The organism is Candidatus Methylomirabilota bacterium, assembly GCA_035764725.1.
Classification (GTDB): Bacteria; Methylomirabilota; Methylomirabilia; order Rokubacteriales; family CSP1-6; genus DASRWT01.
The window spans coordinates 25,872-48,499 of sequence record DASTYT010000057.1; the positions used below are offsets into that span (position 1 = coordinate 25,872).

21 protein-coding genes are annotated in these 22,628 nt (G+C 68.5%); 1 reads left to right on the top strand and 20 read right to left on the bottom strand.

Annotated elements, in window-relative coordinates; translation table 11 throughout:
• Nucleotides 1-25: 25 nt before the first annotated feature.
• From VFX14_10525 to VFX14_10585, 13 genes are all read right to left on the bottom strand, one after another.
• Nucleotides 26-934 (bottom strand): helix-hairpin-helix domain-containing protein, encoded by a 909-nt coding sequence (locus VFX14_10525; GenBank protein HEU5190113.1) that lies wholly within the window; start codon nucleotides 932-934, stop codon nucleotides 26-28.
• Complete coding sequence (locus tag VFX14_10530) at nucleotides 931-1,587, bottom strand: CBS and ACT domain-containing protein (protein HEU5190114.1); 657 nt, start codon at nucleotides 1,585-1,587, stop codon at nucleotides 931-933. The genes VFX14_10525 and VFX14_10530 overlap by 4 nt, the downstream gene beginning before the upstream one ends.
• Before the next feature lie 3 nt (nucleotides 1,588-1,590).
• Nucleotides 1,591-3,216: a chaperonin GroEL gene (gene groL / locus VFX14_10535; protein ID HEU5190115.1), complete on the bottom strand. Its 1,626-nt coding sequence runs from the start codon at nucleotides 3,214-3,216 to the stop codon at nucleotides 1,591-1,593.
• A 189-nt stretch (nucleotides 3,217-3,405) separates the two neighbouring features.
• Nucleotides 3,406-4,602, bottom strand: a complete 1,197-nt coding sequence (locus VFX14_10540; protein ID HEU5190116.1) for a methionine adenosyltransferase — start codon at nucleotides 4,600-4,602, stop codon at nucleotides 3,406-3,408.
• A gap of 155 nt (nucleotides 4,603-4,757) precedes the next feature.
• Complete coding sequence (locus VFX14_10545; GenBank protein HEU5190117.1) at nucleotides 4,758-5,885, bottom strand: Vms1/Ankzf1 family peptidyl-tRNA hydrolase; 1,128 nt, start codon at nucleotides 5,883-5,885, stop codon at nucleotides 4,758-4,760.
• A gap of 9 nt (nucleotides 5,886-5,894) precedes the next feature.
• Nucleotides 5,895-6,296: an HPF/RaiA family ribosome-associated protein gene (locus VFX14_10550; GenBank protein HEU5190118.1), complete on the bottom strand. Its 402-nt coding sequence runs from the start codon at nucleotides 6,294-6,296 to the stop codon at nucleotides 5,895-5,897.
• 19 nt (nucleotides 6,297-6,315) lie between these two features.
• Entirely contained in the window at nucleotides 6,316-6,519 is a 204-nt protein-coding gene (locus VFX14_10555) for a CBS domain-containing protein (GenBank protein HEU5190119.1), read from the bottom strand.
• Between the two features lie 279 nt (nucleotides 6,520-6,798).
• Complete coding sequence (locus tag VFX14_10560) at nucleotides 6,799-7,221, bottom strand: response regulator (protein HEU5190120.1); 423 nt, start codon at nucleotides 7,219-7,221, stop codon at nucleotides 6,799-6,801.
• Nucleotides 7,218-8,348 carry an adenylyl-sulfate kinase gene (locus VFX14_10565; protein HEU5190121.1) on the bottom strand — a complete coding sequence of 377 codons (1,131 nt, stop codon included), beginning with the start codon at nucleotides 8,346-8,348 and terminating at the stop codon, nucleotides 7,218-7,220. Before VFX14_10565 ends, VFX14_10560 begins: the two co-directional genes overlap by 4 nt.
• Complete coding sequence (locus VFX14_10570; GenBank protein HEU5190122.1) at nucleotides 8,345-9,322, bottom strand: phosphotransferase; 978 nt, start codon at nucleotides 9,320-9,322, stop codon at nucleotides 8,345-8,347. Before VFX14_10570 ends, VFX14_10565 begins: the two co-directional genes overlap by 4 nt.
• Before the next feature lie 135 nt (nucleotides 9,323-9,457).
• Nucleotides 9,458-9,910: a universal stress protein gene (locus tag VFX14_10575; GenBank protein ID HEU5190123.1), complete on the bottom strand. Its 453-nt coding sequence runs from the start codon at nucleotides 9,908-9,910 to the stop codon at nucleotides 9,458-9,460.
• Complete coding sequence (locus VFX14_10580) at nucleotides 9,907-10,386, bottom strand: universal stress protein (protein HEU5190124.1); 480 nt, start codon at nucleotides 10,384-10,386, stop codon at nucleotides 9,907-9,909. The genes VFX14_10575 and VFX14_10580 overlap by 4 nt, the downstream gene beginning before the upstream one ends.
• Nucleotides 10,387-10,541: 155 nt before the next feature.
• The gene (locus VFX14_10585; protein ID HEU5190125.1) at nucleotides 10,542-11,951 is read right to left on the bottom strand and encodes a sigma-54 dependent transcriptional regulator; all 1,410 of its coding nucleotides are present in this window, start codon (nucleotides 11,949-11,951) and stop codon (nucleotides 10,542-10,544) included.
• Between the two features lie 113 nt (nucleotides 11,952-12,064).
• Between VFX14_10585 and VFX14_10590 the strand changes: the two genes are divergently transcribed.
• Entirely contained in the window at nucleotides 12,065-14,194 is a 2,130-nt protein-coding gene (locus VFX14_10590) for a PAS domain S-box protein (protein ID HEU5190126.1), read from the top strand.
• 56 nt (nucleotides 14,195-14,250) lie between these two features.
• Here VFX14_10590 and VFX14_10595 read toward each other — a convergent pair whose 3' ends face one another.
• The 7 genes from VFX14_10595 to VFX14_10625 all read right to left on the bottom strand — a co-directional run bounded on the left by VFX14_10595 (nucleotide 14,251) and on the right by VFX14_10625 (nucleotide 22,551).
• Nucleotides 14,251-14,910 carry a peroxiredoxin gene (locus tag VFX14_10595; protein HEU5190127.1) on the bottom strand — a complete coding sequence of 220 codons (660 nt, stop codon included), beginning with the start codon at nucleotides 14,908-14,910 and terminating at the stop codon, nucleotides 14,251-14,253.
• Nucleotides 14,911-15,065: 155 nt separating this feature from the next.
• Entirely contained in the window at nucleotides 15,066-16,151 is a 1,086-nt protein-coding gene (locus tag VFX14_10600; protein ID HEU5190128.1) for an ABC transporter ATP-binding protein, read from the bottom strand.
• Between the two features lie 2 nt (nucleotides 16,152-16,153).
• On the bottom strand, nucleotides 16,154-17,869 hold the full coding sequence (locus VFX14_10605; GenBank protein ID HEU5190129.1) for an iron ABC transporter permease: 1,716 nt from the start codon (nucleotides 17,867-17,869) through the stop codon (nucleotides 16,154-16,156).
• Nucleotides 17,866-18,957 carry an extracellular solute-binding protein gene (locus VFX14_10610; protein ID HEU5190130.1) on the bottom strand — a complete coding sequence of 364 codons (1,092 nt, stop codon included), beginning with the start codon at nucleotides 18,955-18,957 and terminating at the stop codon, nucleotides 17,866-17,868. The genes VFX14_10605 and VFX14_10610 overlap by 4 nt, the downstream gene beginning before the upstream one ends.
• A gap of 121 nt (nucleotides 18,958-19,078) precedes the next feature.
• On the bottom strand, nucleotides 19,079-19,972 hold the full coding sequence (locus VFX14_10615) for an ABC transporter permease (protein HEU5190131.1): 894 nt from the start codon (nucleotides 19,970-19,972) through the stop codon (nucleotides 19,079-19,081).
• Nucleotides 19,972-20,928 carry an ABC transporter permease gene (locus tag VFX14_10620; protein ID HEU5190132.1) on the bottom strand — a complete coding sequence of 319 codons (957 nt, stop codon included), beginning with the start codon at nucleotides 20,926-20,928 and terminating at the stop codon, nucleotides 19,972-19,974. The genes VFX14_10615 and VFX14_10620 overlap by 1 nt, the downstream gene beginning before the upstream one ends.
• Before the next feature lie 18 nt (nucleotides 20,929-20,946).
• Nucleotides 20,947-22,551, bottom strand: coding sequence for an ABC transporter substrate-binding protein (locus tag VFX14_10625; GenBank protein HEU5190133.1), 1,605 nt, complete (start codon nucleotides 22,549-22,551; stop codon nucleotides 20,947-20,949).
• Nucleotides 22,552-22,628: the final 77 nt, after the last annotated feature.

Genomic DNA, 22,628 nt, shown 5'->3' on the forward strand with positions numbered 1-22,628 from the left:
AGAGGGACTCCAGCACCCCGAAGCGCTACGCCGTCGGCGACGCGGCCGGCGAAGCCACCGGCTGCATGGTCGGGTCCGCGCTCCACGGGAGCGCATCGTAGTGGGTCCGGCTCTCCTCCTCGCGGCCGCGCACGACACGGCGCCCGGTGAGCACGCCGCGCGTCTCGGTCACCACGGTGCGCTGGCCTTCGCCGCGGGCGTCGGTATGGAAGTACACGACGACCCAGTCGTGCGTCTTGCCGAGCTCGTGGGCTCGGGCGGTGTTGGAGAACAGCGCCGTGAGCTGCCAGGGCCCTCGCTCGGTGTGGAGAATCGGCAGCCACGCCTCGCCCGAGGGGTTGAAGCGGCGCGGCGCGATCCGGGATAGTCGGCCGGCGGTGGCAGCCTCCCGGTACTCGCGGTCCACATCGAGCAGAACCGCCACCGGAGGCTCGGGCGTGGTGGCGTCCCGGACCCGCAGGCCCGATCGCCCCAGCATGCTCGCCAGCGCGGCCCGCAGCGCGGCGGCGCGGCGAGGGCCGATGCCAGGAACCGCCGCCAGGCGGCCGTCGTGCGCGGCCACCTCGACCCCTTCTAAGGTGTCGACGTGCAGCGTGTCGTGGAGGCGCCGCGCCAGCGTCGGGCCCACGCCGGGGATCGCTCGGAAGAGCCTCTCGGGGTCGAGGGTGCCCCGGAGGCGCTCGAGCTGGCTCCAGCGCCCGGTCCGCAACATCTCCGCGACGGAGGCCGCGATGCGCGGGCCGATGCCGGGCAGAGCGTCGAGGCCCTCGATGCCGTCGCGCTCGTAGATCTCGCGCAGATCCTCCGGGTGACCGGCCACCGCCTGGGCGGCCTCGCGGTAGGCGCGGACCCGGAACGGATTGGCCCGCTGCCGTTCGAGCAGCTCGGCGGCCTCGCGGAGCCGGTCGCCGATGAGCTGATTGGTCGCGCTCACGACCGCGCGGACGCGCCTCGCCCCGCCTCCCGGACGACGTAGCCCCGCTCCTCGAGCGCCTTCACGGCCGGCCCCGGGTTGATGGTGGCCAGGCGCAGCACGACCTCGCGCTGGCCGTCCGGACCGCGCAGCGTCACGAGGCTCGAGATCCGGGCGCCGGTCCCCTCGACGGCGTGCGTCAGGTCACCCAGCCCAGCCTGCGGATCGCGCAGGATGATGTCCAGGCGGCTCGACGGCTCGAGGACGCCCATCGCCCGCACGAACAGATCGAGCACGTCGGTCTCGGTCACGATGCCCACGAGGCGTCCGCCCTCGGTGACGGGCAGCGCGCTGATCTTCTGCGTCGTCATCAGACGGGCCGCGTCCTCGACCGTGAATATCGGCGCGACCGTGGTCACGGTGCGCTGCATGATCTCGGCGGCGGTCAATCGCTCGCGGGCCTGCTCGAGCGCGGCGCCGGCCGTGCCGGACGCGGCCAGCGACACCATCGCTTGCTTGACGTCGCGGTCGGAGATGATGCCGACCAGCGCTCCGTCGTCGACCACCGGCACGTGCCGGAAGCCGCGCGGCTGGAGCAGGCGGAGCACCTGCGTCAGCCGCGTCTCGGGAGTGACCGTGACCACGTCACCCCGCATGATGTCCTTGACGAGCACGGCTTACATGTCCTCCATCCCGTGCGGGGCCGCGGACGCTTCCTTTTTCTCCGGCACCTCGGTCAGGGTGGCCTCGGTCAGCAGGAGCAGGCTCGCCACCGAGACCGCGTTCTCGAGCGCGATCCGGACCACCTTGGTGGGGTCGATGATGCCAGCCTCGACCAGATCGACGTACTCCTTGCGGGCGGCGTCGAAGCCCATGCTTCCCTTGCCCGCGCGCATCTGGTTGACCACGACGCCGCCGTCGACGCTCGAGTTCTCGGCGATCTGGCGCGTGGGCGCCTCGAGCGCGCGCCGGAGGATCTGGAGACCCGTGCGCTCGTCGCCCTCGGCCTTGCCTTCCTCGCGCTCGACGGCCTCGATCGCCCGCAGCAGCGCGAGCCCGCCGCCCGGCACGATGCCCTCCGCCACCGCGGCCTTGGTCGCGCTGATCGCGTCGTCGAGGGCCTCCTTCTTACTCTTCATCTCCGATTCCGACGGCGCCCCCACTCGGATCACCGCTACCCCGCCCGAGAGCTTGGCGAGCCGCTCCTGGAGCTTCTCCTTGTCGTAGTCGCTGGTGGTCTTCTCGATCTGGGCCCGGATCTGCTGCTTGCGTCCCTCGATGCGGGCCTTGTCGCCGGCGCCCCCGATGATGGTGGTGTTGTCCTTGTCCACGACCACGCGCGTGGCCCGGCCGAGATGTTCGATCGTGAGGTTCTCGAGCTTGACGCCGATCTCCTCGGCGACCACACGGCCGCCGGTCAGGATCGCCATGTCCTCGAGCATCTCCTTGCGCCGATCGCCGAAGCCCGGGGCCTTCACCCCGACGCACTTGAGCGTGCCGCGGATCTTGTTGACGACCAGGGTGGCCAGCGCCTCCCCCTCGACGTCCTCGGCGATGACCAGGATCGAGCGCCCGGCCCGCGCCACCTGCTCGAGAATCGGCACAAGGTCCTTCATGACCCCGATCTTCCGGTCGGTGAGCAGCAGCAGGACATCCTCCAGAACCGCCTCCATCTTCTCGGCGTCGGTGACGAAGTACGGCGAGAGGTAGCCGCGATCGAACTGAAGGCCCTCGACGACTTCCAGCTGGGTTTCGGTGGTCTTGGATTCCTCCACCGTGATCACGCCCTCGTTGCCGACCTTCTCCATGGCGTCGGCGACCAGCTCGCCAATGCCCGGATCGTTGTGGGCGGAGATGGTGGCGATCTGCGCCTTCTCGAGCCGGCTCTTGACCGGGCGGGACAGCATCTTGAGTGCTTCGATGGCCGCGCGAGTGCCGCGATCGAGTCCCCGCTTGAGATCCACCGCGCTGGCCCCCGCCACCACGTTGCGCACGCCGTCGGCGAAGATGGCCTGGGCCAGGATCGTCGAGGTGCTCGTGCCGTCGCCCACCGCGTCCCCGGTGCGCTCCGCGGCCTGCCGGATCATCTGCACGCCCAGATTCTCCACATTGTCCTTGAGCTCCATCTCCTTGGCGATCGTGACGCCGTCATTGCAGACCACCGGCGCTCCGAAGCGCTTTTCCAGCAGGACGCACTTGGACTTGGGGCCGAGGGTGACCCGGACCGCATCGGTAAGGGCGGTAACGCCGCGCAGGATGCGCTCGCGGGCCTCGGAACGGAAGAAGACTTGCTTGGCGGCCATGTTCGGTGTTCCTCCTCCTGCTAGGGTCTCTTCTCCACACCCTGCAGCCATGGGTTCATGCCGCCTCCTACGTGCAAGGGACGTTCCCTCGCGTAGAACAGCGAAAACAAAGAGAAGTCGACAAGGCGCCGTCGTCCAGAGTGAGGTCGGAGCCGCCTCACGTGGGGCGGCGGCACCCCGCCGGCGTCGTCAGCAGACGGGGTGCTCGCCGCGGATCAGCTCGGCCCGGAACGCAGGCAGGCGGGCCAGCTCGGCCTCCACAACATGCCGAATCTCGCCTTCCACGTCCCCGAGCGCGACGCCGGCCGGCAGGCGCAGCTGAACCCCCGTCCACGGATGATCGACGGGCTCCCCGATGCGCACCGCCAGGTGCACGTAGACGTCGCGGAGGGCCGGGCAGCGCGCGTGGATGAGGCCCGCCAGCCGGTGGCTCAGCACGCTATACACCTTGCCGGCGTGGGCCGCGGGATTCTTGCCGGCGGTCGCTTCACCGCCCGTCGGCCGCGAGAAGGCGATGAGCCCGTTGGCGCGGTTGCCTCGCCCCACCTGGCCAGAGTCGGCATCCTCTGCCGAGGTCCCGGTCAAGGTCAGATACACGCCCTCGGTGCCCTGCCCGCGCCGGTCGAGGCAGTTGAGCCGCCAGTCGATCGCGAAGGGGGCCCCGGAGAACCGGGTCTCCAAGGCGTGCAGGATCTCGTCCTTCCGCGCGAAGTAGGCCGCCTCCGACCGAGTGAGCACACAGGCCAGCGGCATGGCCACCGTCAGAGCCAGGCGGTCGTCCTCGCGAACGCCCATCACCTTGACGTCCTCGCCGGTGTCCCGGAACGCGGACTTGAACTGCGTCGAGTTGAGGTAATGCTCGACCGCAAGGACGAGCTCCTCGGTAGGGGTCAACGGGGCGTAGCCCGAGGCGCCGGACGTGTCGTTCGAGGCGATCTCCCGCTCGCCCTCCGTGTAGACGCGCTGGAGCTCCTCGGAGCCGGGCGCGAGCGCGACCCGCGTCACGAGGTCCTTCCCGGCCCGAATGCCCGGCAGGTGCATGCCGACCCAGGCATCGACCGCGTGGCGGACCGTCTCCTCGACCGGCAGCGGGCGCGCGTTCAGGACGTCTGTCGCGCGGTCGCCGATTATGAGCTCGATGGGGCGCGTCACTTCGCCGCCGCCGAAGTGCTTGACGCACCGGCCCGCGACGAGCAGCGCCTTGTCGACGTTGTAGTGGGCGATGGTCCCGGCGTGCTCGAGATACAGGCGGGTCAGCGCGACGGAGGCCGCCTCCGCGACCGAGTCGCAGATGGTGTCCGGATGACCCAGCCCCTTGCGCTCCACCACCTCGATCCGCCGTTCGGCGACCGCCGTCCCCCCGATGGCCTCGATCATGATCGTCATCGACATCTCGGCCCTTTCCCCCGGCGGCATCGCGCCGGGTCGAGCTGCCGCTCGGCCGGCCATCGCGAGAGATCCGGCTTCGTGGGCGAGCGCAATGGCGAGCGACAGGCGTGGATCCTCCGTCTCTCCGGCGGGGATCCGATCGTGCGGGACCGTCACAGCGGAAAGCGCAGCTCGGCGGCGATGCCTCCAGCCGCGACCAGGGGCTGATGGGTCTCGATCGTCTCCGCCGAGCCGCCGGAGGCGATCACGCGCGCGATCATCGCCTCCGCCAGGTCCACCGTCGTGGCCTCTTTCCCGCAGGTCGGGCACACCCACGTGAACCCGCCCTGGAGGCCGCCACATCCCATGCACCGACGGCCGGGCGCGCTCCATCCCTTGAGCAGATAGAGGCGATGAACCGCCCCGCGGTTGACGGCCTCGAGGGTGGCGTCGAGACCTGCCGTCGCCTTTCCGTGCTTGGCCGCGGCGGTCAGCACCGCGTCGACCGCTGCCGCCACCCGCGCCGCCTCCGTGTGGGAGAGATATTCGGCGGCCCGTCCGACGATCAGGGCAGTCGGCTCGTAGCGAGCCCCTGCCACCGCCCCGACAATGAGGTCCGCAATCCTTGGCGGAAGCTCCTTGCGGAACACGGCGACATTGCGCGGGTCGCCCGCCAACACGATGCGGCGAACCTCTTGGGCGTCCACGAGCCCGATCACAGCCTCCACGACGGCCTCGAAATGTCGGGCCCGGTGGTCCTGGATGTGACGCTGATACCGCGACTGGGCCAGCTGCGCCCAGCCGCCACGGCTGTGGTGACCGGGCACATCGCCGTGCAGCGCGACCTCCTCGCCCGCGCCGGCAGGCAGGACGAGCATGAGCCGCGCCGATTCCGCGTCGACGAACACGACGACGGCCGCCGGCGCCAGCTCCGCGAGCTCGGCCAGCGGCCGCAGCATGGGCGTCTCGGCCACGCCGAACATGTTCTCGAACGGAGCCCGACTCGGCAGGATCTCCCGCAGGCCCACCGCCTCGCATGCAAAGAGGGCCACGCCCCGTGCCTCGGGGCTGGATGTCTGGCTCAAGAGCGCGTCGCCCTCAGCTTCGATCCAGCGCAGGTCCGCCTCGGCGGGACGGCCGGGTCGAGCTTCTCTGGCCCGTGTGAGCTCATTCTTGAGAAAGATCCGCACCCGGTCGCGCTGGTGCTCGTCGGCCCAGTGGGTGTTCAGGTAAACCGACAGTACGGGGGTCGACACGGACTGGATCCGAGCCAGCTCTGCCATGCGCGTCTTCAGGTCCATGGGGCCTCGCTAGGCGCGTCGAGCGCGCCGGGCCGGTCGCGACTGCTCGGTGGCCACCGCGCGCGCCGACGCGAAGTATTTCTTCGGATGCCGCTTGCCTTCCCGGTCTCGTTCCCGATACCGCTCGAGCTGGCGCTCCAGGGTGGCGAACGCCGCGTCGAAAGCCAGCCGGCACGTCTCGGCGCTGCGCTCCACGCGGACGTTCGGGCGGTGTGGCACGCGAACCGTGAGGGCGCAGCGCATCGCGCGGCCCCCCTTCGGTCCGTTGTCGTCCACGAACGCGGCCTCGCTCCGGAGTGGCCGGACCGCGAGCTTCGCCAGCGCTGCAGACATCAGCTTGGCGATTCGGGCGCGAAGCGCCGGCTCCTTGTCGACGCCGCTGATCCGGGTCGTCTGAATCTCCAGTGTCATGTCGGCTCCTTCGTCGAGTTCATGGGAATGACACGATGGTTTCCGCGCACTCAAACACCGGAGGCGAGAACAGGTGACGACGGAGGTCCCGATCGGTCACGATGCCGACCAGCCGCTCATCCCGGTCGATGACCGGCAGATGGCGGGCTCGCACGCGCTGCATCCGCGCCACGGCGTCGAGACAGGACTCGGAGGTCCCGATCGTCACCACCTGCCGGCTCATGACGTCCCTGACTTGCATGACGATCGAGCGGTGCAACTGGGGTGCCACCCCCGAGATTCGTGAATCTAGCGGGTTGAGCCCAGAGCGCCGCGGGCGCTGAGGCATGGGCGCCTCGGCTGGGGCGCCGGCGTCCGAGACGAGCGCTTCTTCAGCGCGGGTCAGCGACGGCGATGCGTCCCACCTCAGCGGGAGCGCCACCAGACGATCACGGCGGCAAAGAGTATGACAATCCCCAGCGCGATCAGCCAGTGATCCCGGATCGGCTCGATCATGGCCTTCTCACCGCCTCTGGTCCGCGTTCCGGGGAAGCGAAGTCAGACTCGCCCGAACCGCCTCGAGCAGGGCCGCCGCGGCGAACGGCTTGGCGAAGAAGGCGCTGGCCCCGGCCGCGGTGGCGGCCCGCCGGGTCTCCTCGGACGGGTAGCCGGTGACCACGATGACGGCGGGCGGATCCGTCGTCCCGCGCGCGGCGCGGACCACGTCGAGCCCGTCGCCGTCGGGCAAGCGTAGATCCGAGATCACCAGATCGAGCCGGTGAGCCCCCGTTGCTGTGCGCACCGCCGCGAGCCCGGCCGCCCGGGACGTGGCGGTGATGACCTCATAGCCCTGGCGCCCGAAGAGCCGCTCGTAGGTCGCCAGGAAGTCGGCTTCGTCGTCGACGACCAGCACCCGCGTAGGGCCCCGCGTGTCCCGGTCGCTCATCCCGCCTCCGCCGCACGCCGTGGCCGCCCGGCCAGCTGCGCGACGATGGTGAGCACCCGCTCGGCCGCAGACTGCACGTCGCAGATGTCGGTCCAGACCGCGAGATCGGGCCTAAGCGACTCCTCGTAGGCCATCTCGATATCGGGCAGTCCCGTCGCACCGACGACGCGCCCCGTCTCGAACGTCAACCCCCAACGCGCCGCCCGCTCCCGCTCGAGGCAGATCTCGGCGGGACACAGCAACTGTATTTCGGCGAAGCATGGGATGAGATCGCGGGCGGCCTGTCGCCACGCGCGCCGGCCCGCGGTCGCGTCGACGATCACCGACACGCCCGCCTCGGTCAGGAGCTTCGCGGTGTAGGCCAGAGCCCGATGGATCAGATCCTGCTGTTCCCTGCTCGCGGCCCGGCCATCGAGCAGGAACTGCTGCAGCGAAGCGAGGTCGAGCAACCGTACCCGGGCGCCGCCCTCTCGGAGCACACCCACCACCCTCTGGGCGAGCGTGCTCTTTCCGCTTCCCGGGCGGCCGGTGATCCAGATCGCCCATCCCGGCTCGTCACTCGCTTCGACACGGACTCCCGCCGCGCTCGCCTGGGTGGCGAGCTGCTCGGCCAGCCGTATGACCTGCTCCACCGAGGTGGCCAGACTGTCGGCGGCCGTATCGATCAGGAGCTCCGGAGCCAGGGCGAGCTCGTACGGGACGTCCACCCCCGGCACGGTCGCCCCCGGTCGTCCCGACCTGGCGTAGATGTTTCGCGGCGCGTGGCCGGTCGTTCGCGTCCGCTCGCGCTCGCGGCAGATCTCGATCGGGCACGCCAGCTGTACCTCCGCGAACCAGGGGACCGACGCGCGCACCAGATCCCGCCAGACCCGCCGATGCGCGGTCGCGTCGATGAGCACGGGCTGGCCCACCTCGACCAGGAGGGCCGCCATGTAACCAAGGGCGCGGTAGACGAGGTCGCGCTCGGCGTCGGTGTAGCGGGGGGCAGGCGTGATGCTCGCGCGTACCTCGTCCAGCTCGAGCCACTTCACCCGGTGTCCTCGCGCCTGAAGCTCCGCGGTGACGGCGCGCGCGATGGCCGATTTGCCGCTCGCCGGCGGGCCGGTGATCCAGATGGCCCAGCTCACGCGCGACCTCCGAGCAGCGCGGGTATATCGGCCGCTGCCACCGGCCCTCCTGCCATCAGGGTGCGGGCGAAGCCCAACAGTGCCTCGCGGACGCCCGGGGGAAGCGTCGGATACCAGCGCGGGTGCCCGATGACCAGCGCGCGAAAGGCGAGAAATGGTGGCATGACCTCGAGAAGCTCCTCGTCGCGGCTGTCATGCAGATAGGCGTCGAGAAAGAGCTTGAACAAGGTCAGGAACGGCTCGGCGGCCCCCTGCCCGCCCTCCCGAGCGGCCTTCCGGAGCCCGAAGAAGAGATAGTTGATGCCGAGCGCGCTCACGTCGTCCGCCGGCTCGCCCCACTCCCCGCGACTGCGATCGAGAGCGGAGAACTCGACGCCCGCGCGGAACAGGAGGTTCCATGGATGGAAGTCGCCGTGGACGCAGGAGAGGCGATGAGCGCGCCCACGCAGCCGCCACCGCCAGGAGATCGCGCCGTGCTCGAGGGCCTCGCACGCCTGCGGCGGCAGCGGCGGGTATGGATGCGGATAGCTATCGAGAATGCCCATCAAGCACTCGCCGTGTGCGACCAGCTCACGGATCCGGCGCTCGTAGAGCGTGGGCTCGTCGCGCTTGGTCGCGTGGGCTCGCGCGAGGAAGCAGCCCAGCTCCCGGGCGCGAGCCCGGTCGAGCTCGTGCAGGGGCTCGGCCAGGAGTCGCTCGAGATCCAGCCAGTAGAGCCGGCCCTCCGCCTTCTCCACGAGCTGGAAGAACTCGGTGGCATCGCCGGCGGAGACGAGCGCACCCGATTTCCGGATGAAGCCGACGTCCAGGCTTCGCACGTGCGACGGGAAGCTGTTGTAGGCGGTGTGGGCGTAGAGGGCCTGCCAGGCGCGATCGGCCGGATAGTCGTGGCCGAAGCCTTGCGCAACGCGCGTGCGCGCCGCCACCAGGCGACGCCGCGCGCCGCCCACGGCGCATTCGACCTCGAAGGGCACTCCGTAGCCGAAGCTCTTCGGATCCGTACCGACGCCCTCCCCTCCTCCGAGCGGTCGGAGTGCTAGCACCTCCACGGGAGCGCCGAAGAGGCCGCCTAGGTACGCTGCGAGTGCCGCGTGCACGAGCCTCTCCGCCTACTTCTTCCCTCGCACCGTGAGAACCGGACAGGGAGCAATGGCGAGGACTCTGCTCGCCACGCTACCCAGGAAGAACCGGGCGAAGCCGGTCCGCCCGTGCGTGCCGATCACGACCACATCGGCCTTCCGGGAGCGCGCGGCCTGCACGATGCGCTCGTGAGCGGCGCCGTCGAGCAGAAGCGTCCTGACCCGGACTCCGGAGCGCTTGGCCTGATCTACGAGCTTCCGCAGGTGCTTCTGCGCGGTGGCACGGGCCGCGGCTTCCATATCCTCGTACAGCTTTGGCGGTATGTAGCCGTCGGGCATCATCGTGGCTACGACAGGAGCGAGGACGTGCACGAGAAGGAGCTGGGCGCGGTTGTCCTTCGCCATTTCCACCGCGCGCTTGAACGCAGCGGTCGAGGCTCGCGAGAAGTCGGTGGGATGCACGATGGTGCGGATCCGCCTCATCGCAGCACCTCCTTGGGCGGCATGGTGGCCGTGGGCAGCTCGACGCGCGCTTCGGACGGACGCCGCAGGAAGATGGGGGTCGCACTGCCGCGCAAGACGGACTCGGCCACGCTGCCGAAGATGAGGCGGCCGATGCCACTGCGGCCGTGCGTGCTCATGACGATCAGGTCCGCCTTGTAGTAGCCGACCGCTTCGATAATGGAGGCCGCGGGCGACCCGTACCAGACGTGGGTCTCGACGTTGCGGAACCCGCGCCCGTCGAGCTTCGCCTTGAGGCCCGCCAGGTACTTCTCGGCGTCGGCGACGGCCTCGACCTCAGCCAGGATCGGATCGCTTCCGGGCAGCATGCGGGCCTCGGCGGCGCGCATCAGCATGACGACGGCTCCATCGCGGGCGGCGAGGTCGAAGGCGTCGGCCAGCGCCGCCTCCGCCAGCTCCGAGCCGTCCAGCGGAACCAGGATCCTGTTGGTTTTCATGGCGTCCTCCCTGGAGAGCCCATGCTGCAACAGCGGTGCCACGGTGGAATTTCCGGTAAAACAGCCACTTCGGGAAACCGCGGGCGGAACGGCGCGGGGAGGTCGCTCCTCGGTGGGTCACCGCCGCCACGGTGGTGGCGATGATGAGAGCGAGCTCAGGCGCGGAGGTCGTACTTGTTGATCAGTCGATGAAAGGTCTTGCGGTCGATGCCCGCGGCCTTCGCCGCGGAGGACACGTTGCCGTCGTGGCGGGCGAGCAGATCGCGAAGGTATGAGACCTCGAGCACCTGCAGCCATTGATCCTTCGCCTCTTTGAGCGTCAGATCGGTCCCGGGAGCGACGTCTGCGGGCACGCCACCGCCGACTTCCTTCGCTTCGGCGCCGGCTCGACCCGTGGCCGGGTGGAGGACGTGGTCCGGCAGGTCCTTCACCGTGATCCGCGGTCCATCGACCAGCGCGCAGGCGCGCTCGATGACGTTCTGGAGCTCCCGTACGTTACCGGGCCAGCGGTAGCCTTCGAGGGCTTCGGCCGCCGCCTCGTCGAGCCCGCTGACTCGGCCTTGTCCGTAGCGCTTGAGAAAGGCATGCGCGAGGAGTCGGATGTCACCCGCCCGCTCACGGAGCGCCGGGAGTCGGATCGCGATGACGTTGATACGATAATAGAGCTCCTCCCGGAACTGCCCCTTGGCGATCGCCTCGGTCAGGTTGCGGTTCGTCGCCGATACGACACGGACGTCCACGTCCACCAGCCCGGTTCCCCCGACCCGCCGGATCTGCCGCTCCTGGAGCACGCGGAGCAGCTTGACCTGCAGCGGGGCCGGCAAATCGCCGATCTCGTCGAGGAAGAGGGTGCCCCGATGCGCGGCCTCCACCAGTCCGGTCTTGGTGCGCACCGCGCCGGTGAAGGCGCCCTTCTCGTGGCCGAATAGCTCGGACTCCAGCAGCTGTTCGGGCAGGGAGGCACAGTCCACCGGCACGAATGGTCCCGTGGCCCGCGGGCTGTTCGCGTGGATGGCCCGCGCGATCAGCTCTTTGCCGGTTCCCGACTCGCCGAGCACCAGGATGTTGGCTTCGGAGCGAGCCGCCTTCTTGACCAGCTCGAACACCTGGGCCATCGCCGGGCTTCTTCCCACCACGTTCTCGAATCCCAGCGCCTGTTGCAGCTGCTGCCGCAGGTTCCGGTTCTCCACCTGAAGACCACGATGGCGGAGGGCGCGTTCGACCGCGACCCGCAGCTGGTCGACCGAGAAGCTCTTCGGCAGGTAGTCGAACGCGCCCTCCCGGACCGCCGCCACCGCGGACTCGATAGAGGCAAATCCGGTGATCATGACGACCGGCAGGGCGGGATCGGCCTCGTGGAGACGAGCCATGAGCGCCATGCCGTCCATCTCCGGCATCTTCAGATCGGTGAGCACGAGGTCGGGCCGCTGGCTCTCGAAGAGGCCAAGCGCGGCCTGACCATTCTCGGCGCGCTGGCACTCGTAGCCGAGTCGGGTCAGGATGCGCGTGCAGTTCTCGAGCATGTCCGGCTCGTCGTCGACGATCAAGATGCGGGCCGATGTCATGGGCGCGGCACGATAATGGCGGACATTGGCCTCTAGATCAACGGGGACCGGAACGGCGGGCGGCCCTCCGGGGCTTGAAGGCCACGCCATCTTGATCGACAATCCCACTCGCCATGCCATCTTGGGTCTCCCGCAACCGGATGGGCCTCGCGTTCTCCCTTGCCGCCGGGCTCCTCCTGGGGATTGGCGTCATCGCCTTCAGCGCCGGGCGACTGCTGGTCGAGTACGAAGGCGTTCAACACACCACCCAGATCCTCACCGAGCTGGACGCCGTCCTGTCCGGAGTCACCGACGCGGAGACCGGCCAGCGAGGATTCATCATCACGGGGAACGAGCAATACCTCGCGCCGTACCTCGCTGCGACCGGAGCCACCGAGGCGCACCTCGAGGCCTTGAACGCATTGACCAGTGATAACTTCCGGCGCCGGCAGCTCCTCGACTCTCTGACGCCCCTGATCGCCGACAAGTTTCAGGAGCTTCGCGAAACAATACAGCTCCGGCGAGAGGGCAGCGCGGATGCCGCGATCCAGCGAATCCAGACGGGGCGGGGACTCCGCCTCATGCGGGAGATTCGCTCGACGGTGACTGTCATGAAAAGCCAGGATCGCGAGCTCCTCATCGCGCAGTCGCGACGCCACGCGGAACAGGCGCGGCAGATCTTTCTCGCGCTGGCGACGCTGACCCTGATCACGCTTCTGGTCCTCGGGGCCCTGATCGTCGAGACTCGGCGCCGAGCCCGCGAGATGCGATCGACACGGGATGCCCTGCAAACCCAGGTCGTCGAGCACGAGCAGACGAGGTCCCTTCTCGCCTCCCTGGTCCGCTCCTCCGAGGACGCAGTCATAGGAATCGGGCTCGACGGGCGCGTCATCAGCTGGAATCCGGCTGCCGAGCGGATGTTCGGCCCCGCCGAGCGGGACATGGCGGGCCGGCCGATCGACGCCTTTCTCGACGGGATCGGCGCGGACGTCGTCTCGGCGTTGGCCCGAGTACAGTCCGAGCGCAGGCCAGAGCAGCTCCAGGTCGATCATCGCGGTCCCGCCGGGCGGCGAGCCCGCCTCCTCCTCACCGTCTCCCCGATCCGTGAAATGGATCAGGCTGTCGTCGGCACCTCCATTGTCGGACACGACATCACCGCCCGCACCCAGATGGAGGCGGCACTCCGGCGAACCGAGGGCACCTCTCGCGCATTTTTCGAAGCCGCCTCCGAGAGCATCGTGGTCGCCGACGCGGGCGGCCACATCGTCCTGGTGAACGCCAAGACCGAGGAGATGTTCGGCTATGTGCGCCAGGAGCTCATCGGTCAGCCCATCGAGCTGCTGGTCCCCCATCGACACCGGGCAAGCCATGTCGCTCACCGGGAGGCCTACATGCGAGCCCCCCGCGCGCGCGCGATGGGGCGGGGTCTCGACCTCTCCGGCGTCAAGAAGAACGGCGTCGAGTTTCCGGTGGAGGTCAGCCTCAGCTACGTGACGATCGACGAGGGGACCCTTGCCATCGCCTTCGTGACCGATATCAGCGAGCGCCAGGCGTACCAGCGCGCCGCCCGACAGTCCGACAAGCTGGCCGCCCTCGGCACGCTCTCCGCCGGCGTCGCCCACGAGATCAACAACCCGATCGGCATCATCATCTCGCGGGTCGAGGTCATGATGCTGGAGGCGGCCGACGACGCCCTCGCGCCCGAGATGCGCAAGGACCTCGAGGTCATCCTCCGCCAAGCGCGGCGAGTCGCGACGATCACGCAAGGCTTGCTCTCGTTCGCGCGTCAGTCCACGGGCAGCCACGGGCCGGTCGCGCTGAATCAGGTCGTGGAAGACATCGTGCAGCTCGCTCAGAAGGACATGAGTCGATCGCGCGTGACGGTATCGACGGCGCTCAACGCGGATCTTCCCGCGATCATCGCTGATGCCAACGCGATCGGACAGGTACTTCTGAATCTACTCACCAACGCCCGCAACGCGATGCCGGACGGCGGCTCGATCACCATCGAGACGGCTCTCGTCCAAGAGGGGCGGTCCATCCGCGTGGCCGTACGAGATACCGGTTCCGGGATCCCCCCGGAGGTCCAGCCGAGGATCTTCGACCCATTCTTCACGACGAGAGCGGACGGTACCGGTCTCGGTCTGGCGATCAGTCACGGGATCATGGCGGACCATCGGGGCACCATCGAAGTGAGCTCCGAGCCGGGCAAGGGCACGCTGTTCACCCTGACGTTCCCGGTCGATGCGCCGGTCGGAAGCTAACCACCTCACCGGCGGCGTGGGCAACCCGCCGCCGGTGAGATTTCGCGTCCCCGGCCCTACTTCGGCTGGGGCACGATGCGGATGTACGGCTTGGGGGACTTCCACCCACTGGGGTACGTCTTCTTGGCCTCCTCGTCCGACACCGCGGGGACGATGATGACATCCCCACCCTGCTTCCAGTTCACCGGCGTGGCCACCTTGTGCTTGGCGGTGAGCTGGCAGGAGTCGAGAAGGCGCAGCACCTCATCGAAGTTCCGCCCCGTGCTCATGGGATACGTGAGCATGGCCTTGACCTTCTTGTCGGGGCCGATCACGAACACCGAGCGCACGGTGGCGTTGTCGGCCGGCGTGCGCCCCTGGGCGGTGTTGCCGGCATTCTCCGGCAGCATGTCGTAGGCCTTGGCAACCTTCAGCTCCGGGTCGCCGATCAGCGGATAGGTGACGGCGTGACCCTGGACTTCCTGGATGTCCTTGGACCACTTCTCGTGATCGGTCACGGGATCCACGCTGACCCCGATGATCTTGGTGCCGCGCTTGTCAAACTCGGGCTTGAGCCCCGCCATGTAGCCGAGCTCGGTGGTGCAGACCGGCGTGAAGTCCTTGGGATGCGAGAAGAGAATGGCCCAGCCATTGCCGATCCACTCGTGGAAGTCGATCTTGCCCTGGGTGGTGTCGGCAGTGAAATTGGGGGCTTCGCTGTTGATGCGCAACGTCATGAGAGCACCTCCGCCTATGGGGATCCAGCCTGGGATCAGATCCGGAGACTGACGTCCGTTCCAGTAACGGCGTCCACCGAAGTGAGGATTCACCCAAAGGGGCGCGTCGTCAAGGGGGGTCGGCGCGGTCAAGCCGCGCCCGCCGCGCGGGCCCGTCACTCCTCCAGCAGCACGCAGTATCGCGGGTCGACGCTCACGTACACTTCGTCGCCTTCGGCCAGGGGCTCCGCGGCGGCCAAGCGCACGATGAGCGTCCGGCCCTCCCAGTCCACGTGGTACTGCGTGAAGTCGCCCTGAAACACGCGTTGCCGGATCCGCGCCGACCACGCGTTGACGGACGCCGCCGGACGCGCGAGATCGAGACGACAACGCACCGTGCGAACGGCCATGAGCCCCTCGGCCTCAGCCGGTCGGCCGGCCGAGATGCCGTGCACGAGCGCTCCGCCGGCGGTTTCCAGCACCACGAGCCCATCGCGCTCGAGGTCAGGCCGGCGGCGGCCGCGGATCAGATTGGCCGAGCCCACGAAGTCGGCCACGAACGTGTTGCGCGGTCGGTCGTAGATCTCGCCAGGCGTGCCGACCTGCTCGATCACGCCGTCGCGCATCACGATGATGCGATCGGAGATGGCCAGCGCTTCTTCGAGATCGTGGGTCACGTAGACCGACGTGATGTCCAGCCGGCGCTGCAGCTCCTTCAACTCCACGCGCATCTCGGCGCGCAGCTTGGCGTCGAGGTTGGACAGCGGCTCGTCGAACAGCAGCACCGACGGCGAGAACACGAAGGCCCGCGCCAGCGCCACGCGCTGCTGCTGCCCGCCGGAGAGCTTCGAGGCGCTGCGCGCGCCGAGATCGCCGAGCTGGACGAGGTCCAGCGCCTCCCGCACCCGGGCGGTCACTTCCGCCTCGGGCCGCTTCCGCACGCGCAGGCCATACGCCACGTTGTCGAACACACTCATGTGGGGCCAGATGGCATAGGATTGGAAGACCATCGACAACCCGCGGCGCTCCGCCGGAATGTTCACATTCTTCGCGAAGACGGCGGTCCCGCCGATGCGAATCTCGCCCGACGTCGGCCGCTCGAGCCCCGCGATGGCCCGCAGCGTGGTCGTCTTGCCGCATCCCGAGGGGCCGAGCAGGGTGAGGTGCTCGCCGGCGCCCACGGTGAAGGTCACGCCCCGGACCGCGTGGACGGCGCCGTAACGCACAACCAGGTCGCGCACTTCGATGGAGGCCTGGCTCACGCTCACTCGCCTCCGGCCTGGACGGCGCGGCGGGCCACCGCGAACATGATCGCCAGGGCGAAGGCCACCGCGAGCGTCTGCAGAAGCGCCATGGCCGCCGCGAGCTCCGTGCTCGTCGAGAACCACGACTCGACGATCGCGGGCGTGATGACCTTGGACTTGGGCCCCATGAGCAAGATCGACGCCCCCAGCTCACGGACACTGGCGATGAACAGCAGGAGCCATGCCGCCACCAGCCCGGGCTTGAGCAGCGGTATGGTGACCGTGCGCAGGCGATAGCCCCAGGTCGCGCCGCACATCTGGGCGCATTCCTCCAGCGAGCGGTCGATCTGGAGGATGACGCCCGAGATCGTTCGCAGCCCCAGGGGCAGGAACACGGTCAGGTAGGCAATCAGGAGGAGCCACAGCGTGCCGTAGATGGGAAGCGGGAACACCAGCCACGCCCACATCATCCCGAAGGCGAAGACGAGACGCGGCACCGCCTGGGGAAACATGAGCAGGTATTCGATGACCCCAGCGCCGGGCAGCCGTGAGCGGTAGATCAGCCACGAGAGAAAGCCCATCAGGGGAATGCCGATGCTCGCGGTCGCGAAGCCCAGCAGCAGGCTGTTCCACAGCGCCGAGCGCACCGCGTCCAGCGAGAGCGCGGTGGCGTAGTTGGTCAGCGTGAGGTTGCGGAGCCCGGGCGCCGCCGCGGTCAGGTGCTGGAACGAGGCGTACAGGATAGTGAGCACGGGCAGGATCACCGCCACCGCCAGATAGGCGACGCAGATGGCGAGGAACGGCCAGCGCAGCGAGCCCACGTCCATGACGCGCGGCCGGAACGCCTTGCCGGTGATCGTCACGTAGCTGCCCGCGCTGATGATGCGACGGTAGATCCACACCATCCCGAACATCACGACGAACAGCGACACACCCATGGCCGCGGCGGTGGGGAAACGCGGCGGGTACTGCGACACCATCTGATACATGGCGGTGGTCACGACGTAGAAGCGGGCAGGGAGCCCCAGCACCAGCGCGGCCGAGAACGACCCCAGCATCTCGGCGAAGACGTACACCGCGGCCCCGAGCACGCCGGGCAGGACGAGCGGCAGCGTGATGCGCAGCATCGTGCGCGTGCGGCCGGCGCCGAGGACCTGAGAAGCTTCCTCCATCGAAGGGTCCATCGACTTCATCACGGCGCCAATCATGACGAAGGCCACTGAGCCCTCGAACAGAGCCATCACCCAGGCGATGCCCCACCACGTGTTGATGTCGATCAGGTGACCCTCGCCGCCCAGCCCGCGCCAGAGCTGATTGACGAAGCCGCTGTTGGGCGAGGCGATGATTGCCCACGCCAGGGCGCCCATCAGCGGGGTCACGTAGTACGGCATCGCCATGAGCTGCTCCAGGGCGGCGCGACCCGGGACGTTCGTGCGCGAGAGAATCCAACCCATCACGAATCCGACCACCACGGCGAGCACGGTGGCCACCGCGGCGACCTGCAGGGTGTTGCCGAGGATGTGAGCGTAGCGGCCGAGCCCGGTGAAGTTGTCGAGGCCGTACGCCTCGGGCGGCCGGGCCTGAGGGTCGCCGACGCTCAGCGAGGCCTGGATGAGGTACGCGATCGGGTAGAGGACGAGGATCGCCGCGCCGCCCCCGACCAGCAGGCTGACGAACCGCGGGCCCGGCCACCAGGACCGGGCCCGCGCAATTCCTTCCGAGGGCGTGGTCCTCACAACCCCATGATCGAGTTCCACTCCTTCACGAACAGAGGGTGGCTCGCCACGTAGTCGCTCCAGTCGGTCGGGAAGAGCAGCTTGAAGTCCGCCAGCCGCTTGCCGGTGGGCATCGGTCCGGCGTCGTTGCGGACCGAGCCGTAGAGCAGAATCTTCTGATTCTGATAGATCGCCTGGCCGCGCTTGGACAGAGCCCAGTCGACGAAGAGCTTGGCCGCTTCGGGATGGGGCGCCTTGTTGACGACGCCGATGTAGATCGCAATGGCCGGCATCCCCTCGGGCGGCGCAACGAACTCGATCTCTGCGCCTTTCTCCTGGTAGAGCGTGTAGCCCGCGTACTCGGCCAGCGCGCACATCCGGTCGTCGCCCTTGGCCAGCCGATCGAAGAGCTGCGCGCGTGCGTCGAAGCCCTTGGGGCGCTGCTTGGCGAACTCCTGCCAGAAGTCGTTGCCGTACATCTTGCGCAGGATGTACCACTGCGAGTGCTGCATGCCCGAGGTGGCGAGCTTGACGCTGACGCCGTCCCGGTACGCGGGGTTGTTGATGTCCTTCCACGTCTTCGGCGCCCCCTCGGGCTTGAGCTTGGTCTTGTTGTAGGCGATGCCGGCGAAGCCCACGCCGGGCACGCCGAAGTAGCCGGGCGGAGTCGACAGGTACTCCGGCTTGTACGCCGCGTACTCCGGCGACTGGTACTGCTCCCAGCCGCCTTTCTTCTGGAAGTCGATTGCCGGCGAGATGTCGGAGAGCTGGAGCACGTCGACGCCGAAGCGCCCGGCCGACCGTTCGGCGGTGACCTTCGCGTAGAGCGCGCCGGTCTGGAGCCGTACGTAGCTGGTCTTGATCTTGGGGAAGTCCTTCTTGAACGCGTCGAGGAGGACGGCGATCCCCGGCTCGCTGTCGTGGCCGTAGTAGACGACCTCACCCTCCGCTTCGGCCTTGGCGATGTCGGCGTTGGTCGAAAAGTCGAGCACCTTGGTGGCGGCGTCGGCGCGCGTCGCGCGGGCGACGAGGGGCGTGGCCACGACGGCCAGCGCTCCTGTCTTCAAGAAGCGGCGTCGGGTGACGGCGGTGTGGGCGCGCTCAGTCATGCGGAGCTCTCCTGTTCGTCGGGAATGGCGGACGGGGTGGCTCGCCCGCGTAGCATACGCAACAGTAACACGCGCCGGCGGCGTCGCCCCGCGATCGGTTCTCCCGAAGCTTCGAGACTCTTCAGTTGCCGCGCAGGCGCGGGTCGAGCGTGTCGCGGAGGGCGTCGCCGAGGAGGTTGGTGCCGAAAACGGCGAGGCTGATGGCGAGCCCGGGGTAGATCACGAGCCACGGCGCCTTGCGCGCGTACTCCGCCGCCGCGATCGACAGCATGCGCCCCCAGGAGGGATACGGCTCGGGGATACCGAGGCCGAGGAAGGACAGCGCCGCCTCGGCGAGGATGGCGCCCCCGAGCTGGGCGGTGACCAGCACCACGAACGGCCCGAACGTGTTGGGCAGCACGTGGCGCAGGGCGATGCGCGCGTGCCGCGCGCCGAGCGCGCGGGCGGACTCGATGTAGACGAACTCACGGATCGCGAGCACGCTCGCCCGCACCACCCGGGCCGCGCGCGGGGCGATCACCACCGAGATCGCGATGATCGTGTTGGTAAGGGAGGGCCCCAGCGCCGCCGCCATCACGAGGGCGAGCACCAGGATGGGCAGCGCCTGCATGATGTCCATGAGCCGCTGCGCGACGAGGTCAGTCTTCCCGCCCACGTAGCCGGAGACGAGCCCCACCAGGCCGCCCGTCACCGCGCCCAGCAGCGTGGAGGCGATGCCCACGAGGAGCGAGATGCGCGAGCCGTAGATCAGCCGGCTCCAGAGGTCGCGGCCGAGATTATCGGTGCCGAGCCAGAACTCGCTACCCGGCGCCACCAGCACCCGCGAGGACGTCCGGATGGGGTTGTGGGTGGCGAGCGCGTCCGCGAAGATCGCGGCGAGGATGAGGAGAATTGCGAGCACGGCGCCCGCCGCCCCCAGCGGGTTCTTCCGGATGAAGAGCCCGAGGGCGCGCCCCCATCCCCGCGCCTCGGGGAGCGTGTCGTGCAGGGGGACGTCGAGGGTGCGGATCGCCATCACGCGTTCCCGTACTTGATGCGGGGATCGAGCCAGGTGTAGAGGAGATCCACGGTGAGGTTGGCGAACACCACCACCACCGCGATCAGCATGACGAGGTTCTGCACGATCGGGTAGTCCCGGAACTGGATGGCGTCGACGAGATACCGCGCGACCCCGGGCAGGTTGAACACCGTCTCGGTGACGATGAGGCCGCCGATGAGGAACGCGAACTCGATGCCGATCAGGGTGATGACGGGCAGCGAGGCGTTCTTGAGCGCGTGGCGCCACACCACGAACGTCTGCCGCTGTCCCTTGGCCCACGCGGTGCGGATGTAGTCCTCGCGCAGCACTTCCAGCATGGTCGAGCGCGTGATCCGCATGATGAGGGCCGAGCTGCGGTACCCCACCGCGAGGCCGGGCAGGAGGAACTGGAAAAGGTTGGCGCCGAGGTTCTCGAAGGGCGAAACGTACGTCATGGACGGGATCCAGCCGAGGGAACGCACGAGCAGGAGGATTACGATCATGCCCAGCCAGAAGGAGGGCATGGAGAGCCCGGCGAGGGAGAGCACTCGGAGGACGTAGTCGATGGGCCGCCCGCGGCTCACCGCACTGACCACGCCCGCGGGCACACCGAGGACGATCGAGAACACGAGAGCGATGAACGCCAGCTCCAGCGACACCGGCAGGCGCGGCTTGATGACCTCCCACGCGGGGAGATCGTAGCGGTACGACTTGCCGAGATCGCCGCGCACGAACTCGCCGAGCCAGCGCGTGTACTGGATGGCCACCGGCTTGTCGATGCCGAGCTCCGCCTCGAGCTTCTTCCGGTCCGCCTCGTCCACGTACCCGGCGGACTCGTAGATGATGTCGGTGATGTTGCCGGGGGCCAGGCGCATGAGGACGAAGATGAGGATCGACATCCCCAGCAGCGTGACGCCGGCGATGACGATCCGCTTCAGCACGTAGACCCGCATGAGCTGTTCCGCCCCGCCCTACTTGTCGAGCCAGACGTCCTGGCGACGGCTCACGTTGTAGATCGAGTTCTCGTGGGTCACCCAGCCCTTGACGTGCGGCCACAGCACCCAGTGCTGTTTGCCCCAGCCCAGGATGGGCCGGGCGCCGTCGGCCTGGAGCCGACGGTCGATCTCGTTCACGAGAACCAGGCGCTTCTTCGGGTCCGTGGTCTGGGACTGCTCCACCATGAGCCGGTCGATCTCCTCCGAGCAGTATCCGGAGAAGTTGCGCTGCGAGCCGCAGCGGTAGTTCTCGAAGAGCTGGGCGTCGGGATCGTCGATACCGATCCCGGTGAGGTTCAGGGCCACGGAGTACTCGAGCCGCGTCATCTTGGGATGCCACACGCCGGTCTCGATCTGCTCGAGGGTGGCCTCGATGCCGACCTGCGCGAGCTGGTCCACCATCCAGCTCGCGGTATCCACGTAGATGGCGAGGGCGCGGGTGGCCAGGGTGAACTTGAGGGGATTGGACGGACCGTACCCGGCTTCGGCGAGGAGCTTCTTGGCCTCCGCCTTCTGCTTCGCGGCATCACCCATGCCGGGGAGCTTCGCGATCTCGGCAGCGGGAAGGCCCCATACGCCGGCCGGCCGCGGCAGCAGCGCGCCCCCGAACGTCGCCGCGCCCTGGCGCGGCCCCACCAGGTACGCCTTCCGGTCCAGGGCAAGGTCGATGGCCCGGCGGATGCGCCGATCGTTGAAGGGCGGCTTCTTGTAGTTGATGAGGATGTTGTCGTTGACGTTGCTGTCGGTCTCCACCACCGTGAGCTTGGGCGCGCCCTTCTTGGCGTCCTCGGCGTTGGTGCGGTTCCAGCCGGTGCCCGCCACGTCGAGCTGCCCGGACTGGACGGCGGCGATCTGGGTGGAGCGGTCGCGGATCACGATGAACTTGATGCCGTCGAGATACGGCCGGCCCTTCACGAAGTAGTCCGGGTTCTTCACGTACTCGACCAGCTCGCCCGGCTTGTTCTCCTTGAGCTTGAAGGGCCCGGTGCCGATGCACTTGTTCTTGAACTCGGCGAGGGGCACGTGGGCCGGGTAGACCGGCGAGTAGCCGGACGCGAGCATGGGCAAGAGCGACGGTTGAGGCTTCTTGAGGCGGAACACCACGGTGTACGGATCGGGCGCCTCGATGTGCTCGATGTTCTCGTACCAGAGCTTGCGCGGGTTCACCTTCAGCTTGACTTTGGCGTCGGGCGCGCCGCGGACCGCGTCGAAGGTGTACTTCACGTCCGCCGAGGTGAAGGGCTTCCCGTCGTGAAATTTCACATCCCGTCTCAGGAAGAAGATGAGGTTCCGGTAACCGTCCTGCCAGGACCATCGCTCGGCGAGCTCGGGGATGATGGTGTCGACGCTCTCCACCTTCTTCGCCGGGTCGTAGTAGACGAGGTTGTTGAAGCAGGGGCCCGCCTGCTGGGTGACGGCGACGGTGGATTCCTCGTGGGGCGACAAGCTGGGAGCCGCCGACAGCGGGTGGGTCACCAGGACGCCGCCGTACTTCGGAGTCTGCGCCCACCCCGGCGCGACGAGCAGCAGAACGAGCACCGCGCCGAACGGGAGCGATCTGAGCGAGCGAGGACGGGTCATGGCGACCTCCGCGCGGACGCTGAGAGTGGGAACGCTCGACCGTGTGTGCGCGGGAGTATAGCCCACGGTGTCAAGGG

What these genes read in the sequence shown, in the direction of transcription:
- groL (HEU5190115.1), bottom strand. Translation starts at nt 3,216, where the DNA reads ATGGCCGCCAAGCAAGTCTTCTTCCGTTCCGAGGCCCGCGAGCGCATC.
- VFX14_10540 (HEU5190116.1), bottom strand. Translation starts at nt 4,602, where the DNA reads ATGACGATCATGATCGAGGCCATCGGGGGGACGGCGGTCGCCGAACGG.
- VFX14_10545 (HEU5190117.1), bottom strand. Translation starts at nt 5,885, where the DNA reads ATGGACCTGAAGACGCGCATGGCAGAGCTGGCTCGGATCCAGTCCGTG.
- VFX14_10550 (HEU5190118.1), bottom strand. Translation starts at nt 6,296, where the DNA reads ATGACACTGGAGATTCAGACGACCCGGATCAGCGGCGTCGACAAGGAG.
- VFX14_10555 (HEU5190119.1), bottom strand. Translation starts at nt 6,519, where the DNA reads ATGAGCCGGCAGGTGGTGACGATCGGGACCTCCGAGTCCTGTCTCGAC.
- VFX14_10560 (HEU5190120.1), bottom strand. Translation starts at nt 7,221, where the DNA reads ATGAGCGACCGGGACACGCGGGGCCCTACGCGGGTGCTGGTCGTCGAC.
- VFX14_10575 (HEU5190123.1), bottom strand. Translation starts at nt 9,910, where the DNA reads ATGAGGCGGATCCGCACCATCGTGCATCCCACCGACTTCTCGCGAGCC.
- VFX14_10580 (HEU5190124.1), bottom strand. Translation starts at nt 10,386, where the DNA reads ATGAAAACCAACAGGATCCTGGTTCCGCTGGACGGCTCGGAGCTGGCG.
- VFX14_10585 (HEU5190125.1), bottom strand. Translation starts at nt 11,951, where the DNA reads ATGACATCGGCCCGCATCTTGATCGTCGACGACGAGCCGGACATGCTC.
- VFX14_10590 (HEU5190126.1), top strand. Translation starts at nt 12,065, where the DNA reads ATGCCATCTTGGGTCTCCCGCAACCGGATGGGCCTCGCGTTCTCCCTT.
- VFX14_10595 (HEU5190127.1), bottom strand. Translation starts at nt 14,910, where the DNA reads ATGACGTTGCGCATCAACAGCGAAGCCCCCAATTTCACTGCCGACACC.
- VFX14_10610 (HEU5190130.1), bottom strand. Translation starts at nt 18,957, where the DNA reads ATGACTGAGCGCGCCCACACCGCCGTCACCCGACGCCGCTTCTTGAAG.
- VFX14_10615 (HEU5190131.1), bottom strand. Translation starts at nt 19,972, where the DNA reads ATGGCGATCCGCACCCTCGACGTCCCCCTGCACGACACGCTCCCCGAG.
- VFX14_10620 (HEU5190132.1), bottom strand. Translation starts at nt 20,928, where the DNA reads ATGCGGGTCTACGTGCTGAAGCGGATCGTCATCGCCGGCGTCACGCTG.
- VFX14_10625 (HEU5190133.1), bottom strand. Translation starts at nt 22,551, where the DNA reads ATGACCCGTCCTCGCTCGCTCAGATCGCTCCCGTTCGGCGCGGTGCTC.